Genomic DNA, 16,597 nt, shown 5'->3' with positions numbered 1-16,597 from the left:
CAATAAAACTGTAGGAGCCCCTACACACATTGCACCACATACCGTGAAAACTAAGGATCTATAGGGGGACGCAAGGGGGATCTATAAGGGAAAATGGGGATAAAAAGGGGGGTTAGGGGATGAGGGTGAAAGCTCCCCCTATCTTGGTTTTTACCTTAAATTGACACATAAGAAGGCTTGCGCCCTGGGCAATGTCTGACGCAAAACGCAAAATGCTAAAGTTTACTCAGTGATGGCAGGTTAATGAGAGTCTCTGATGGCAGTTAAAAAGACAGAACTGTATCGCTCGTTATGGGCGGGATGTGATGAATTGCGCGGGGGTATGGATGCCTCTCAGTATAAGGATTATGTCCTTACGTTGTTATTTTTGAAGTATGTCTCGGATAAGTACGCGGGTGATCCGGATGGGATTATTATTGTTCCGGATGGGGCTTCTTTTCAGGATTTGGAGGCGCTGAAAGGAGATAAGGAAATTGGCGATAAGATTAATCAAATTATCGGTAATTTGGCAAAAGAAAATGACTTGGATGGGGTGATTAATGTTGCCGATTTTAATGATGAGGATAAACTCGGCAAGGGGAAGGAAATGGTTGATCGCCTCTCTAAGTTGGTGGGTATCTTTGCGGGCTTGAATTTGAGCGCCAATCGTGCCGAGGGGGATGATTTACTGGGGGATGCTTATGAGTATTTGATGCGCCATTTTGCTACGGAGTCGGGGAAGAGTAAGGGGCAGTTTTATACCCCGGCGGAGGTGTCGCGGGTGTTGGCGAAGGTGGTGGGAATTACGCCGGAAACTCGTCAGGATGCGACGGTATATGATCCGACGTGTGGTTCGGGTTCGCTGTTGTTGAAAGTGGCAGATGAAGCACCGAATGGGTTGACGATTTATGGGCAGGAAATGGATAACGCGACGGTGGCGTTGGCGCGGATGAATATGATTCTCCATGATTATCCGACTGCAGATATTTGGAAGGGGAATACACTGGCGTCGCCCTATTGGAAAAATTCGGATGGGAGTCTGAAAACTTTTGATTTTGCTGTGGCGAATCCGCCTTTTTCTTATAAGTCGTGGAGTCATGGCATCAATATTATTAAGGATGAGTTTAATCGGTTTGAGGATGGTGCGCCGCCGGATAAAAATGGGGATTATGCGTTTTTGCTGCATATTCTTAAATCGTTGAAACCTAGGGGGAAAGCGGCGGTGATTCTGCCCCATGGGGTATTGTTTCGCGGGAATGCGGAGGCGCGGATTCGCCAGAATTTGCTTAGGAAAGGGTATATTAAGGGGATTATTGGTTTACCGCCAAACTTGTTTTATGGCACAGGGATTCCCGCTTGTATTCTGGTGATTGATAACGCTGACGCCGATAGCCGCCAGGGGGTGTTTATGGTGGATGCCAGTCAGGGGTTTATTAAGGATGGGAATAAGAATCGCCTCCGCAGTCAGGATATCCATAAGATTGTGGATGTGTTTACTCATCAAATGGAGTTGTCGGGTTATAGTCGCATGGTGGAGTTGGCGGAAATTGCCGCGAATGACTATAACTTAAATATTCCCCGTTATATTGATGCTAGCGAACCGGAAGATATTCATGACCTAAGCGCTCATCTGAATGGGGGGATTCCCCAGGCGGATATTGATGCGTTAGAGGAGTATTGGCGGGTATTTCCCCAGGTGCGAAGTGCTTTATTTGCGCCGAGTCACCGTCCAGGGTATAGTCAGGGTTTGGTGGCAGCGAGTCAGGTGGCGGCGACGATTCTGAATCATCCGGAATTTAAGGCGTTTGCTGATAGTACGTTGACACTTTATCAGGAGTGGCGACAGTATCATCAGGGGCGATTAAAGGGGATTGGGATTGGGGATAAACCGAAAGAAGTTATTAGGGTTTTATCAGAGGATTTGTTGGCGCGGTTTGCTGGGGCGGAGTTGTTGGATAAGTATGATATTTACCAGCTTTTGATGGATTACTGGGCGGAAACGATGCAGGATGATGTCTATGTGCTGGTGCAGGATGGCTGGGAAGTGGGGAAGGTGCTGCGGGAGTTGGTGGTGAAGAAGGGGGAGAAGCTGAGGGAAACGCCGGATTTACTGATGGGTAAGAAAAAGTATAAGGCGGATTTGATACCCCCCGGATTGATTGTGGCGCGGTATTTTGCCGATAAGCAGGCGTATATTGATAAGTTACAGGCGGATTTGGATGGGGTGACGCAGGAGTTGGAGGGGTTAATTGAGGAGCATAGTGGGGAAGATGGGGCGTTGAGTGATGCTCAGACGGATGGGGGGAAGGTGACGAAGACGAAGGTGAAGCAATTAATCGTTGCTAATGGACAATTAACGATTGATGGTTCAGAGTTGTCTGTTGATGGGGAACAGTTATCGATTCTGGAGCAATGTCTGGAGTTGTTTGATTTAGAGGCGGAGATGAAGAGGGTGGTTAAGGAGGCTCAGGCGTCACTGGATAAGGCGGTGTTTGCCCAGTATGGGAAGTTAACGGAGGCGGAGATTAAAGGGTTGGTGGTTGATGATAAATGGCAGAAAACCCTAGAGGCGGCGATTTCAGGGGAAATTGAGCGGGTGACGCAACAGTTGGCGAATCGGGTGAAGACGTTAGAGGAGCGATATGCGGAACCGTTACCGCAGTTGGTGCAGGAGGTTGAGATGTTATCGAGTAAGGTGGATGAGCATTTGAGGAGGATGGGGTTGGAGTGGAATTGATAATTGATAATTGATAATTGATAATTTTATGAAGGGGTAGGGAGATGAGTTTGGTGATTGCCGAATGAGATTGTGAAAGCGAGTGGGTTGTCAGAGGATGAGTTTTTGGTAGAGGTGGTTTTACTGCTCTTTCAACAGGAGAAGGTTAGTTTGGGAAAGGCGGCAGAATTGCTCAATATGTCCCAGATTCGTTTTCAGCGTTTGATTGCGTAACGAGGTATTTGCGTCCATTATGATGTGGCTGAATTTGAGTAATATATTGAGCATTTTAGGGCAAAAGGATGGCTGTGATTATTGTCAGTGACACTTTTTCCTTGGCGGCAACAATTTTCTATATAATAGAGAATGATGAGTAATTATAAATTGCCAGAAGGCTATAAGCAGACTAAGATTGGGTTGATTCCTGAAGATTGGAAAGTAGAGAAATTTCAGGATATTACTGAAGTAATTACCTGCGGTCTGGCAGCTACACCTAAATATGTAACGGAAGCAAAAGGCAAGCCTTTCTTATCAGCACAAAATGTCCGAGATGGTAAAGTTGTTTATGAAAATTATAAGTTTGTAAGCAAGGAACTTTTTGCTCAAATCACTAGACATAATAAGCCAAGTAGGGGAGATATTCTTTATACCAGGGTGGGGGCAGGAATTGGAGATGCAGGTGTAATTGAAAATGATTTTGAATTTGCCATATATGTTAGCCTAACTTTAATTAAACTTAAATATGACAAAGCAGATAGCTATTTTATTTCAAATCTTCTCAATAGTGAGCGGTATAAGTTCTTAGCTAAAAATGGATTATTTGCAGGAGCAGGCGTACAGAATTTAAATGTTGAAGTCGTTAGAAATTTTGCAATACCTCTACCGCCACTTCCAGAACAACGTGCGATCGCGCGAGCCCTATCCGACGCTGACACCCTCATAGCCGCACTGGATAAGCAGCTTGCCAAAAAGCGCCACATCAAAACCGCCACCATGCAGCAACTCCTCACGGGCAAGAAACGCCTGCCGGGGTTTGGTGAGGGAAAGGGTTATAAAAAAACTAATTTTGGGGTAATTCCTGAAGATTGGAATGTAGTCCCTATTACAAAAGCGACAGGTGAAATATTTCTTGGGCTTACGGCTAAAGTTGATTATGTAAACAGTGGCGGAATACCACTTATCCGGGCAAGTGATATTGCAAGCGGTAGACTCAGCTTTTCTGATGCCAGGGCTATTTCTGTTCGTCAACATAAGGAGTTAACTAGATACCGTCGTCCAAAACAAGGAGATGTGCTTGTAAGCAAATCAGGCTCTCTTGGTGTATGTGCAATTGTTGACGTTGATCGAGAGTTTAGTATCTATGAAAGCATTATTGTTATTCAGTCAAATTCACTTTTGAACTCTAATTTTCTGTTATGGCTTGTTAGAGATGAACGAACTCAGATTCGCATGATTGGGGAGAAAGTCGGCTCTACCGTTGGACATTTAAACTTGGAGATGTTTAGGAAACTAATCATTCCACTACCGACAATAGAAGAACAACGCGCGATCGCGCAAGTTCTCACCGACATAGACACCGACATCGCCGCCCTAGAAAACCGCCGCGCCAAAACCCAAGCCATCAAACAGGGGATGATGCAAGAACTACTAACTGGGAGAACGCGGTTAATATGAGTGAAAGTTACAGAATTTATCTAGATGCTTGCTGCCTCAATCGCCCATTTGACGACCAAACCCAGCCCAGAATCGCCTTAGAAACTCAAGCCATCCTCTCTATCTTGAGCCAATGCCAATCAGGACAATGGAAACTCATTACCAGCGCCGCCTTAGATGCAGAACTCGCTCAAACTCCCGATTTTGAAAAACTCAAGAACGTCAAGGCAATCCTGAGTATTGCTAAAATTAAGGTAATCAGCAATCAATGGATAGAAAACCGTTCTAGAGAACTTGTCCAATTAGGATTCTCTGGATATGATGCCACCCACATCGCCAGTGCTGAACGAAGCCGTGCCGATATATTTTTATCCACAGATGACCGTCTAATTAAGAGAACAATTCGACATATTCAGCTTATCAATGTCCCCGTTAATAATCCCGTTCAATGGCTAATGAGCATTACTCACAAATAGGAGCAACCCCATGACTAATACTCAGCAGGAAGTTATTAAAAAAGGATATAAAGCCTTAATCGATTCCTTGGGAGTCGTTGATACCATCCGGTTTATTCAATACTTTAGCCCAGGTCAAGGCGATTACACCAAAGAACGCCATCAGTGGCAAGACAAAACGCCATTAGAGGAGATTCTACTCTCCATGAAACAGCATCGAGACAGCGGTGTCAATCAATACGATGAAATTATTGAGTAGTTTCTTTGACGGCTACGATGCTGATGACGTGGCGGGTTTACTGAAAAATTGCCTGGAAAAAGGACGCGGTTAATTGACAATTGACAATTGACAATTGATAATTGATAATTGATAATTGATAATTGACAATTATGAATTATCCATTATGAAAACTAACATAGTTAAAGAAAAATCATTTGCATTTGCCTTACGGATTGTCAAGCTGTTCAAATATCTGAATCAAGAAAAGCGCGAGTATGTCTTATCAAAACAATTACTTCGTAGTGGTACAGCAGTTGGCGCTTTAGTGCGCGAAGCCGAACACGCCGAGAGCCGTGCCGACTTTGTGCATAAACTAGCCATTGCTCTCAAAGAAGCCAATGAAACCCAATATTGGTTAGAATTACTACATCAGGCAGATTACATTGATCAGAAAGGCTTTAATTCAATCAATCAAGACTGTATCGAACTCTTAAAGCTCCTAACCGCAATCATAAAATCAACAAAAACAGATAATTGACAATTATCAATTATCAATTATCAATTATCAATTATGACTAACGTTGGACAAAAAGAACGAATAACCCAAAACCGAGTAATCCAACTCTTCCAAACCCAACTCGGTTACACCTACCTCGGTAACTGGCACCGTCGAGAAAACAACCGCAATATTGAACCCAAACATTTAACCCAATGGTTAAGCAACCGAGGCATTAACCAAACCCTAATCACCAAAACCCTGCGCCAACTCGAACAAGCCGCCGCCCTCGGTGATAAAACCCTCTATGATGCCAATAAAGCCGTTTATCATCTCCTCCGCTACGGTGTCAAAGTTAAAGCAGGTGCAGGAGAACAAAACCAAACCATCTGGTTAATTGACTGGGAACATCCCGAACAAAATACCTTTGCCATCGCCGAAGAAGTCACAATTAAAGGACACAATAAAAAACGCCCGGATATCGTCCTCTACATCAACGGAATCGCCCTCGGTATCCTCGAACTCAAACGTTCCATCGTTTCCATAAGTGAAGGCATCCGCCAAAACCTAGACAACCAAAAAAAAGAATTTATCCGCCCCTTCTTCACCACCCTACAATTAATTATGGCGGGAAACGATACCCAAGGCATCCGCTACGCCACCATCGAAACGCCAGAAAAATATTATCTGGAATGGAAAGAAGAAAACCCCAACTACAATCCCCAAACCGATACCAAGACTCGACAATATCTTTCTAACTCCGACTGTGAAACCGCCAATAATCCCCTCGATTGCGCCCTAATTCGTCTGTGTAATAAAACCCGCTTTCTGGAAATTCTCCACAATTTCATCATCTTCGACACTGGCATCAAAAAAACCTGTCGCCCCCATCAATACTTTGGCATCAAAGCCGCCCAAACCCAAATAAAAGACGGCAAAGGCGGCATTATTTGGCATACCCAAGGTTCCGGTAAAAGCCTAACCATGGTATGGCTAGCCAAATGGATACGGGAAAACATCACCGATGCGCGAGTTCTAATTCTCACCGATCGCACGGAACTCGATGACCAAATTGAAAGCGTTTTTTTAGGCGTTGATGAAAACATTGTCCGGATTCTCAATGGTACGATAAAAGAAAAAGGACAAATTCGCCAACAACGCTACAGTAACGGCGGCGCTGCCCTTATCGCTACATTAGAAACCAATGAAGACTGGCTGATTTGTGCCTTAATGCATAAATTTGGCAGCCATTCAGAACACCCTACCGATAAATTTGTAGCAGAATTAGCCGCCGCCTATTCCCGCGATCGCGAAATTAAAGGAAATCTTTTTGTCTTCGTCGATGAATGTCACCGCACCCAATCCGGGGAACTCCACAAGGCGATGAAATCCATCCTCCCCAATGCCATCTTTATCGGCTTTACCGGTACACCCCTCCTCAAAAAAGATAAACAAAAAAGTATCGATATTTTCGGCAATTACATCCACACCTATAAATTCGATCAAGCCGTCACCGATGGTATCGTTCTCGACTTGCGCTATGAAGCCCGCGATATTGACCAAACTATTACCTCACACCAAAAAATCGACCAGTGGTTTCAGGTAAAAACTCGCGGCTTAACCGAATCCGCCAAAACCCAACTTAAACGCAAGTGGGGAACCATGCAAAACCTCCTCTCTAGCAAGTCTCGCCTCGAACAAATCGTTGACGATATCCTCCTCGACATGGAAACCAAACCCCGACTCATGGACGGGCGCGGTAATGCCATGTTAGTCTGTTCTAGTATTTACCAAGCCTGCAAAATTTACCACCTCTTCAGCCAAACCGATTTAGCCGGAAAATGCGCGATTATTACCAGTTATAAACCCGCCCCATCTGATATCAAAGGAGAAGAAACCGGAGAAGGCTACACCGAGAAACTGCACCAGTATGAAATTTACCGAAAAATGCTGGCAGATTTTTTCAACCAACCCGAAGACAAAGCCATGTCTCAAGTAGAAGAATTCGAGGACAAAGTTAAAGAACGTTTTATCAAACAACCCGGACAAATGCGCCTGCTAATTGTCGTGGATAAACTCCTGACTGGCTTCGATGCGCCTCCCGCGACTTACCTCTACATCGACAAAACCATGGGAGATCATGGCTTATTCCAAGCCATCTGTCGCGTCAACCGCCTGGATGGGGAGGATAAAGACTATGGTTATATCGTCGATTATAAAGACCTATTTAAACAACTCGAAGGCGCTGTCACCGACTACACCAGTGGCGCATTTGACGGCTACGATCCTGACGACGTAGCCGGATTACTGAAAAATCGCCTGGAAAAAGGGCGCGATCGCCTCTCAGAAACCCTGGAAACCGTCAAGGCGCTATGTGAACCCGTTTCCCCTCCCCGCCACACATCCGACTACCTGCATTACTTCTGCACCGCCGACACCCGCGATCAAGACGCGATCGCCAATAATGAACCCAAACGAGTCGCCCTCTACCAATCCGTCAACGCCTTAATTCGCGCCTATTCCCACCTCGCCAATGAGATGACAGAAGCTGGGTATACCCCCCAGGAAGCCAACCAAATTAAAGCCGACGTAAACCATTACAGCCAGATGCGCGATGAGGTAAAAATCGCCAGTGGAGACTCTGTAGACATGAAACTCTACGAACCCGCCATGCGCCACCTCCTCGACACCTACATCCGCGCCGAATCCAGCCAAGTTGTCTCGAATTTTGAGAATTTAGGCTTAATTCAACTGATTGTTAAAAACGGGGTGAACGCCTTAGAAACCCTCCCCGATACCCTACAAAAGAATCAAGACGCCGTCGCGGAAACCATCGAGAATAATATGCGGAGAATCATCATTGATGAGACTCCCGTCAATCCCAAATACTACCAGGAAATGTCAAACTTACTGGATGCTTTAATTGAACAACGGCGACAGCAAGCCACCACGTATCAAGACTACCTAGAAAACGTCAAACAACTGGCAGAACAAGTTGTCCAACCCGACAGCACAGCTAGGTCAAATTATCCCGCCTCCCTCGACACTGCCGCCAAGCGATCGCTCTACGATAACTTAGGACAAAATAAAGCCCTGGCGCTGTCTATCGATACCGCAGTCCGCTGCACCAAAAAAGAAGGGTGGATCGGCAATCGGTTTAAGGAACGGGAAATTGAGGGAGCGATTCGCACCGCGATCGGCGATAATACTATTAATATAGCGGAAATATTAGAATTAGTCAAGAATCAAGATGAGTATCAATAACCCAGACACAGAACTAACTGTAATCATCCGAAACATTCCCATCCAAATCCTACGCAAGCCGATCAAAAATTTCCACCTTGCAGTTTATCCCCCCGATGGGCGCGTCCGCGTTGCAGCCCCCTTACACTTGAGTGAGGATAACATCCGCCTCGCCATCATTTCTAAACTCTCTTGGATTCAGAAACAACAAGCCAAATTTGCCGCCCAACCCCGCCAACCGAAACGGGAAATGATATCCGGGGAAAACCATTATGTCTTTGGCGCTCCGTATCAACTGCACGTCATCGAAAGACAGGGGCGTCACGAAGTCGCGATCGCGAAGCCTAACACCCTACAACTTTTCGTTAATCCCGGTACTTCTACCCAAAATCGCGCCGTAGTTTTAACCGAATGGTATCGCGAACAACTCAAAGCCAGAATACCCGATTTACTCAACCAATGGCAACCGATTATTGGTCAACAAGTGGCAGATTGGGGGATTAAGAGAATGAAAACTAAATGGGGGAGTTGTAATATCCGCGATCGCCGCATTTGGTTAAACTTAGAGTTAGCTAAAAAACCGACAGAATGCCTGGAATATGTGCTCGTTCATGAGTTAGTTCATTTGTGGGAACGCTATCATAACGAACGATTCCACGCCTACATGGATCAGTATTTACCCCAGTGGCGGCAATGTCGAGACATTTTGAATCGCGAACCTTTGACAGATATCTAAGTAGGTTGGTGGGCAATGCCCACCCTACGGTATATCAAGGGTTTGGGCTCTGATAGGGTAAAATTTCAACAGCCAAGAATAATTATCAATTAATTAGACCATCCCATCCCGATCTATCAAAACCAACTCGTGCGGCTGTATCTACTGAATATGATTGAATTCGATGCGGCGGCGACGTTTCATATCCATGCCAATCTGTTCCAAGTTTATCCCACCGGTCGCACCCTCACCCCCACAATGGAAACGGATGTGATTACCCTGGGGACGGCGGAACGGCATATCCTGGAGTTTTCCTACCCCTACCCTGGTGAGTATATGTTCCATCCCCACCAAGACGCGATCGCAGAAAATGGCTGTATGGGTATGTTTAAGGTGATTTCCCTCTGATAGCTATTTATTTTTTTGTCATTTATTGCAAAATAATATCAATAGCTGTAGACTAAAAACCATTGGTTAAACCAGTTATTGATAAAAATTCCTAACAATGTCATCCGTTCGTTTTTTGTCGATCACGGGTGCAGCAGCGACTCTGATTGCCCTGACAAGCTGTAGCAACCCACAAACGCCCAATCCCTCAACGCCAGAGGCTAACGGTTCACCAGCGAATACCAGTCAAACCATTTCCTCGTCCCCATCTTAAGTAGAATGTCACAGACTTAAGACGGGTGGGCATTGCCCACCCTACAGTATATAAACATAAGACGAATTTTTGAATGCGTGAAGTCTTAACGGCAAACTCACTCAAATTAGCCCTCAACCGAAGAAATTTGCGGATGACTCCCCAGAGAGAGACGATTCTGCAAGTGTTTCAAGAACTTCCCCCAGGTGAGCATCTTAGTGTCGAGGATTTGCATGATTGTTTAGAGAGTCTTGGTAAAAATGTCAGTTTATCCACCGTATACAGAACCGTTAAGTTAATGGTTCGCATCGGTATACTGCGAGAACTGGAATTGGCAGAAGGACATAAGCACTATGAGCTGAATTATTCGGGTTTAAAACACCACCATCATCTTGTATGTCTTCAGTGTCATCAAACGATTGAGTTCAAAGATCCTTCCATTTTAAAGATTAGTCAAAAACAAGCGAGGGATGAAGACGTTGAACTGCTCGATTGCCAGCTAACCCTTCATGCAGTTTGCTTAGAGGCAATACGGCAAGGGTGGCCCCTTTTGTTGCCCAGAAACTGGTCATGTCCCCGGTACGGGGATTGACGGAATCCCGCTTTGTTTTGATAATGAAAATCGTTATTGTGATGAAGTCAAGGGATCATCAATTCCCGACTATCACGTCATAGGTGTGAGAACATGAAACAATCCAGTCTACTGTGGAACTATGGGGTGGTTAGCCCGACAATTTTGGCGGCAATAGTCGGCGTGGGGGTTAGTGCGATCGCAACAGAAGTGAATTCACCTCAGACAGCAGAATCCTTAGCCATTACCGCAAGCCCAGAAAAAGAAACCGTTGCTCCACTAACCCAGCTAGCCCAAAGTCCTAATCATGGTGGCAATTCCAGTGATAAAATTTGGGAACAAATTAACCATTACAGCAACGAGACGAACGCTTTAGAGCAAGTGACGAATGTCTCTCAGTTACGGGATGTATCTCCCGGAGACTGGGCGTATGAAGCCTTGCGATCGCTCGTTGAACGCTATGGTTGTATTGCGGGATATCCCGATGGCACCTATCGGGGGAATCGTGCCATGACTCGTTATGAATTTGCCGCCGGATTAAATGCCTGTTTGCAGCAAATCGAACGCTTAATAGCAGGGAATAATGGTGTTGATGGAAGTGACTTAGAAACCTTGCAACGGTTAATCCAAGAATTTGAAGCCGAACTCGCCACCCTCGGAGCGCGGGTAGATAATTTAGAAGGACGAGTCGCGTTTTTAGAGGATAATCAGTTTTCCACAACCACCAAACTATCGGGCGAAGTCATCTTTGGATTAGCAGGTATAGCGGCGGGGGAGGATGCTAATGGAAATGATATCGATAATGTAACCATTTTTGGTCATCGCACCCGCCTGGAATTAAATACCAGTTTCACGGGGGAAGATGTACTCAGAACCCGACTGCAATCTGAAGGTTTAGGTTCTCTGACAGAACAGACACTCACACCCGAAGGCGATCTCTTCTTTGCCGGTGCAACGGATAGTGATGTCGTCGTTGATGCGTTACTCTATGATTTCCCCTTGGGTGAAAATACCCGGGTTGTCATTGAAGCCAATGCTGGTGCGTCTGATGACTTTGCCAGTACGGTTAATCCTTTCCTGGATGGTGATGGGGCTAGTGGGGCACTTTCTCGCTTTGGGACAAGGCATTCTATCTATTATTATCTGGATGGTGCTGGCATCGTTATGAATCACGCCTTCGGTGATAAGGTGACACTCGGTGTCGGCTATTTAGCGAGTGAGGCGGCTGATCCCGGTGAGGATAATGGCATATTCAATGGTCCCTATGGGGCGCTTGCCCAGATTTTGTTTAAGCCGAGCGATAGACTCGATATTGGATTAACCTATATTCACGCCTACAATCAAGATACCGACACTGGAAGCCGACGCTCCAATTTTCGCAGTTTTACTGAAGATGTGATCGGTAATGCCGTTCCCACGTCTAGCAATGCCTACGGTGTAGAACTATCATGGCGGTTAAGCGATCGCTTCGCCCTTGGCGGTTGGCTAGGCTATACCAAAACCACAACCCTTTCGACGTTAGGTGGACAAATTGATCGCGGTGACTTAGATATTTGGAATTGGGCGGTTAGCTTAGCCTTCCCGGATTTAGGCAAAGAAGGAAGTGTCGCCGCGATTTTGGTGGGGATGGAACCAAAAGTTACGGATTCTAGCGTTAATATTGCCGGGATCAATACCGAGGATGAGGATACGTCTTTCCACATTGAAGCGTTTTATCAGTATCAGCTAACCGATAACATTGCCATCACACCAGGAATCATCTGGCTCACTGCACCTGATCACGATAGTGATAATAAGGACATTGTTATCGGGGCTATCCGCACCACCTTTAGCTTTTAACCCACATCTTGCCCCATTCAAGGGCAAGCCAAACCGTAGGGGCGTACCGACGTGCATTGCAACTTAAGCGCCAAAAGCAGGGGGAGCTGGGGGAGCAGGGGGAGCTGGGGGAGCTGGGGAAGCTGGGGAAGCTGGGGGAGCCTTATAGAGGTGTTCCGAGGGAACTATGACTTGTATAGGGAGCAGGGACGCCCTCGCTGAAAATTAGGATTGGCAAGGGTTGTGGCTTAAGTTGACACGCAGGATCGACGTGCGCCCATAACACTTGGGTAAGCAAACTGCAATCCAAGAACTCATTTTTCTTTACGGAATCTTCATAAACATCAATATTTATATTAATTTGAAAAAATAAATTATTGATAAAGATAAAGACATATCTCACCTATTTAATTTAAATAGATTTATTCTATGGATAGATACATAATAATTTTATTGGCAGGACAAAAAGATGAAACGTCTCGCTCAAACCGTTGCATCAGTTACCATTCTGACCACGGCGACGATTAGCTATCTACCCAATAGAGCAGAGGCAATCACATTTGACAGTGGAGGAAACTCTATTGAAACTAGCGCCATCAAAAAAGGTTCCCTGAGTAAGCTGATGTTTGATTTAGCGCCGATGGCTGTTAATAAAGGCAATTTTTATGGGCAGAATACCTCATCTTTATTGCAGACCTACAATAACAACGTGGTTATTGATGCTCTTGCTTCTATGGCACAGTTAGAAAGCTTAAAATTCGCTAAGCCAGCTTATAAACCCATAACCAATGTTGGCAAAACAACCAGTCAGGCGAATGTCGCCTTACGTGCAGATGTAGCGCGTAATCGGTTTGGTGTGGATGGAAAAGGGGTTACGATTGGGGTATTATCAGATAGCTTTAATTTTTTAGGCACAGCCGCAGAGGATGTGGCGAGTGGAGATTTGCCATCGGGTATCAATGTGCTGAAAGATTTACCCAATGACGGGAGTTTAGGTGAAGATATCTTTGGTATTGATGAAGGTCGTGCCATGATGCAACTGATTCATGACGTGGCGCCGGGTGCTAATTTAGCGTTTCACACGGCGGCGTTTAATGAAACAGATTTTGCTCAAGGGATTCTGGCACTCGCCAATGCTGGTGCTGACATTATTGTAGATGACATCTTTTACCCGACTGAGCCAATGTTCCAGGATGGAATCATCGCTCAAGCCGTTGATACTGTCGTTGCTCAGGGTGTTGCCTATTTCTCGGCGGCGGGTAACGATGCTCGACAGTCTTACGAAAGTGCGTTTAATGGAAGTAATCTGTTTGAACCTTTAGTCAGCGGTGAATTTCATGATTTTGATCCAGGAACAGGAATCGATATTTTGCAAAGTTTGACGATTCCTGAAAACGGCGGATTTGGCATCTCGTTTCAGTGGGATTCACCGTTCTTTTCGGTGAGCGGTGGTGCGGGTTCTCCTAATGATTTGGATATTTTCCTGTTTGATGAGTCAGGAACGAATATATTGGCGAGCAGCATCAATCAAAATGTGGGCAATGATGCGGTTGAATTTTTCTCGTTCTTCAATGATGGGTCATTAGGAACCGATACATTTAACCTAGCTATATCAAAGGTAGAGGGTTTAGATCCTGGATTGATGAAGTACATATTGTTTGGCGATGGTACGCTGAATGAGTATGATACGGCTAGTGGAACGGTGTTTGGGCATCCTAATGCTAGGGGAGCAGAAGCTGTTGGCGCGGCGTTTTATCAAGACACACCCGAATTTGGTGTTGCTCCACCTAAATTACAGCCATTCTCCTCAGCAGGACCGACTCCGATTCTGTTTGATAGGGCGGGTAATCGCTTGGCAAATCCGGAAATTCGCTTAAAGCCAGATATTATTGCTGTTGATGGAACAAATACAACATTTTTCCCACCTCCTTTCTTAGATCCCAGAGATCCTGAAGGTGATGGTTTTCCGAACTTCTTTGGTACGTCTGCGGCGGCTCCCCATGCGGCGGCTGTGGCGGCTCTAATCTTGCAAGCGGCGCCCGGTACTAGCCCAACTGAAATTTATCGTATATTGGAAACCACTGCCCTGGATATGGAAAGTCCTGGCTTTGACTTTGACAGTGGTTTTGGTTTAATTCAAGCCGATCGCGCTCTAGCGGCGGTTGTTCCTGAACCCGGTTCGGTGTTAGGCTTGCTTGCATTCGGTGCTGTGGGAATAGGTGTTCCACTATTAGGGAAGAAGCCTAAATAAAATCAGCTTACCCTGGGATGGTGCAAGATGTGAGTTAAAACGGGTTAAGTCAATCATGCGCCAACTACAAATTCCTCTGATCACGTTTATTTTTTGCCTACTCGTCAGTTGCGAGAACAACTCTCCAAACCTGACGGATACATCATCTGTGTCTTCTCAAGATACACCATCGGCGCAGCCATCATCCCCTCGTACCTCACCGGGCGAACGTTCCCCAGTTGATCCGTCTAAATCCACTCAATCGGCTCAAACCCAACGGATATCTGCAAAGGGGATTGGAGTGGCGCAAGTTGGGATGACGCTGGGTGAACTGAAAAAATTGCTGGGAGATCAAGCTGAGTTTCAGGTTACGTCACCGTTTATGGTCGATTTTGATGCGATCGCGATCGTTCAAGAAGGTAAACCCCAATACTACATCTTGTATCCGGCGGGAATACCCATGAGTGACGACGATATCATCGAGGCGTTAGTTACAGATAATCCCAATTATCAAACGGCTGAGGGTGTTGGACCCGGAACCCCCCTGAAGCAAGCAGAAGACGTTTACGGAGAGGCGACTCTTACCTATAACACTGTTAACGAGTCGCGGGAATACGTCAAGTTTGCCCAACATCCGTCTCCAGACATTGCCTTCCGGCTGGGTGCAGCGAATGATGATAGCTTGGCTGGAGTCTATCCCTCACCCCAAAAGGAATTTAACCAGACGAAGGAGTATAAGGATACAGCCACGATTCGTTTTGTCGAAGTGTACTGCTCAAAGGATTGTCCCGTACAACCTCTACCCAATTGACGGATAACCCAGAAAAATTCCCTTTACCGTAGGGTGGGCACCGCCCACCAGCCTCATCTGAGTGTGCCATTCGACCTAAATAGTCGGACACCCGTGCGATCGCGCTTGAATCTTCCTCTCTATAAGGTTTTGAGCCAAGTCCAAAAAATTTTTTGCCCAAACCCTTGACAGACTTGTAGTATTTTTGTAGTATGTATTTAAGAGCGAAGGGGAGAGAGCAAAACCGCTTGACTCCAAGCGCTCAAGCCGAACCTTGAAAACTGAATATGTAACACATTTTTTTTATCAATGTGGGGGCGTAGCTCAATGGCTAGAGCAAAGACCTGTCGAGTCTGAGGTTGCTCTTTTCAAGTCTCGTCGCTCCCGCTATCTGGCTCCATTGTCTAGTGGACAAGGATCTCTGATTTTCGCTCAGAAGACACGGGTTCAAATCCCGTTGGGGCTATGACATTGATGAATCAGGTCAAGTAATTGAGGGGTTGAAGGGAATACTGACAGCTCCTACCTTGACCTTCAAAAGAAGCGGATTATTTGAGTAAGGGGAGTATAGCTCAACTGGCAGAGCAGGCGGCTTTTAACCGTCTGGTTGCGGGTTCGATTCCTGCTGCTCCCACTCAATATCTTGTGATCCAGCCTCATCGTCTAGTGGTTAGGACGCTGCCCCCTCAAGGCAGAAAGAGGAGTTCAAGTCTCCTTGGGGCTATCTGGAGAGGTGGCTGAATTGGTGAAAGCACTTAAGTGCTAAGGAAGCATGGGGCAACCCATTGCAGCTACTCTTCGAGAACGCTCCGCGAACGACTCCTGTCCTCTCCGCTTTATGTAGTATATCGAGCCAGACATACTACATAGACTCTGGGTCGGCTCGCCTATTAGGGTGGGCAACTGTCTGTAAAACAGCCGCTTTTATGCGTTGCAGGTGCGAATCCTGCCCGACCCATTGAATTTTGCTTTCAAAGTTCAAATTGAATGTAGGGATAGTGTAACGGCAACATTTCGGTCTCCAAAACCGATGATCTGAGTTCAAATCTCAGTCCCTGCGCCAATCAACCA

Annotated in this window: 12 protein-coding genes, 7 tRNA genes and 2 pseudogenes; all 21 read left to right on the top strand. The window is 45.9% G+C overall.

Going from position 1 to position 16,597, the window contains the following annotated elements; translation table 11 throughout:
* Positions 1–256: 256 nt before the first annotated feature.
* The 21 genes and pseudogenes from RID09_RS29905 to RID09_RS29805 all read left to right on the top strand — a co-directional run bounded on the left by RID09_RS29905 (position 257) and on the right by RID09_RS29805 (position 16,589).
* Positions 257–2,716 carry a type I restriction-modification system subunit M gene (locus RID09_RS29905; RefSeq protein ID WP_446339542.1) on the top strand — a complete coding sequence of 820 codons (2,460 nt, stop codon included), beginning with the start codon at positions 257–259 and terminating at the stop codon, positions 2,714–2,716.
* A 44-nt stretch (positions 2,717–2,760) separates the two neighbouring features.
* Positions 2,761–2,971: pseudogene (locus RID09_RS29900) on the top strand (UPF0175 family protein).
* Positions 2,972–3,061: 90 nt separating this feature from the next.
* Entirely contained in the window at positions 3,062–4,369 is a 1,308-nt protein-coding gene (locus RID09_RS29895; RefSeq protein WP_446339541.1) for a restriction endonuclease subunit S, read from the top strand.
* A complete protein-coding gene (locus RID09_RS29890; protein ID WP_446339540.1) occupies positions 4,366–4,824 on the top strand; it encodes a PIN domain-containing protein in 459 nt (152 codons plus the stop codon). Before RID09_RS29895 ends, RID09_RS29890 begins: the two co-directional genes overlap by 4 nt.
* Before the next feature lie 10 nt (positions 4,825–4,834).
* Entirely contained in the window at positions 4,835–5,062 is a 228-nt protein-coding gene (locus RID09_RS29885; RefSeq protein WP_446339539.1) for a hypothetical protein, read from the top strand.
* Positions 5,063–5,207: 145 nt separating this feature from the next.
* Positions 5,208–5,561: a four helix bundle protein gene (locus RID09_RS29880; RefSeq protein ID WP_446339538.1), complete on the top strand. Its 354-nt coding sequence runs from the start codon at positions 5,208–5,210 to the stop codon at positions 5,559–5,561.
* A gap of 33 nt (positions 5,562–5,594) precedes the next feature.
* Positions 5,595–8,783, top strand: a complete 3,189-nt coding sequence (locus RID09_RS29875) for a type I restriction endonuclease subunit R (RefSeq protein ID WP_446339537.1) — start codon at positions 5,595–5,597, stop codon at positions 8,781–8,783.
* Complete coding sequence (locus RID09_RS29870) at positions 8,770–9,498, top strand: M48 family metallopeptidase (protein ID WP_446339536.1); 729 nt, start codon at positions 8,770–8,772, stop codon at positions 9,496–9,498. Before RID09_RS29875 ends, RID09_RS29870 begins: the two co-directional genes overlap by 14 nt.
* A 96-nt stretch (positions 9,499–9,594) precedes the next feature.
* Positions 9,595–9,885 (top strand): annotated as a pseudogene (locus tag RID09_RS29865) (multicopper oxidase domain-containing protein); the annotation flags it as partial.
* A 97-nt stretch (positions 9,886–9,982) separates the two neighbouring features.
* Positions 9,983–10,138 carry a hypothetical protein gene (locus RID09_RS29860; RefSeq protein ID WP_446339535.1) on the top strand — a complete coding sequence of 52 codons (156 nt, stop codon included), beginning with the start codon at positions 9,983–9,985 and terminating at the stop codon, positions 10,136–10,138.
* A 73-nt stretch (positions 10,139–10,211) separates the two neighbouring features.
* The gene (locus tag RID09_RS29855) at positions 10,212–10,709 is read left to right on the top strand and encodes a transcriptional repressor (RefSeq protein WP_446339534.1); all 498 of its coding nucleotides are present in this window, start codon (positions 10,212–10,214) and stop codon (positions 10,707–10,709) included.
* 93 nt (positions 10,710–10,802) lie between these two features.
* On the top strand, positions 10,803–12,527 hold the full coding sequence (locus RID09_RS29850) for an iron uptake porin (RefSeq protein ID WP_446339533.1): 1,725 nt from the start codon (positions 10,803–10,805) through the stop codon (positions 12,525–12,527).
* Between the two features lie 448 nt (positions 12,528–12,975).
* On the top strand, positions 12,976–14,757 hold the full coding sequence (locus RID09_RS29845; protein WP_446339532.1) for a S8 family peptidase: 1,782 nt from the start codon (positions 12,976–12,978) through the stop codon (positions 14,755–14,757).
* 55 nt (positions 14,758–14,812) lie between these two features.
* A complete protein-coding gene (locus RID09_RS29840) occupies positions 14,813–15,547 on the top strand; it encodes a hypothetical protein (RefSeq protein WP_446339531.1) in 735 nt (244 codons plus the stop codon).
* Between the two features lie 292 nt (positions 15,548–15,839).
* Positions 15,840–15,913, top strand: a tRNA-Asp gene (locus RID09_RS29835).
* Positions 15,914–15,919: 6 nt separating this feature from the next.
* A tRNA-Glu gene (locus RID09_RS29830) sits at positions 15,920–15,992 on the top strand.
* 95 nt (positions 15,993–16,087) lie between these two features.
* Positions 16,088–16,160, top strand: a tRNA-Lys gene (locus RID09_RS29825).
* Positions 16,161–16,178: 18 nt separating this feature from the next.
* Positions 16,179–16,250, top strand: a tRNA-Glu gene (locus RID09_RS29820).
* Positions 16,251–16,253: 3 nt separating this feature from the next.
* Positions 16,254–16,360 (top strand) — tRNA-OTHER (locus tag RID09_RS29815).
* Between the two features lie 41 nt (positions 16,361–16,401).
* Positions 16,402–16,484 (top strand) — tRNA-Tyr (locus RID09_RS29810).
* Positions 16,485–16,515: 31 nt separating this feature from the next.
* Positions 16,516–16,589: transfer RNA gene (locus RID09_RS29805), tRNA-Trp, on the top strand.
* The last annotated feature ends 8 nt before the right edge of the window (positions 16,590–16,597 follow it).

The sequence above is a fragment of the Coleofasciculus sp. G1-WW12-02 genome (genome assembly GCF_040219735.1).
In the GTDB taxonomy this organism is placed as follows: Bacteria; Cyanobacteriota; Cyanobacteriia; order Cyanobacteriales; family Coleofasciculaceae; genus Coleofasciculus.
Note: the sequence above shows the minus strand (reverse complement) of the source record. Positions and strands in the feature narration are given on the sequence as shown.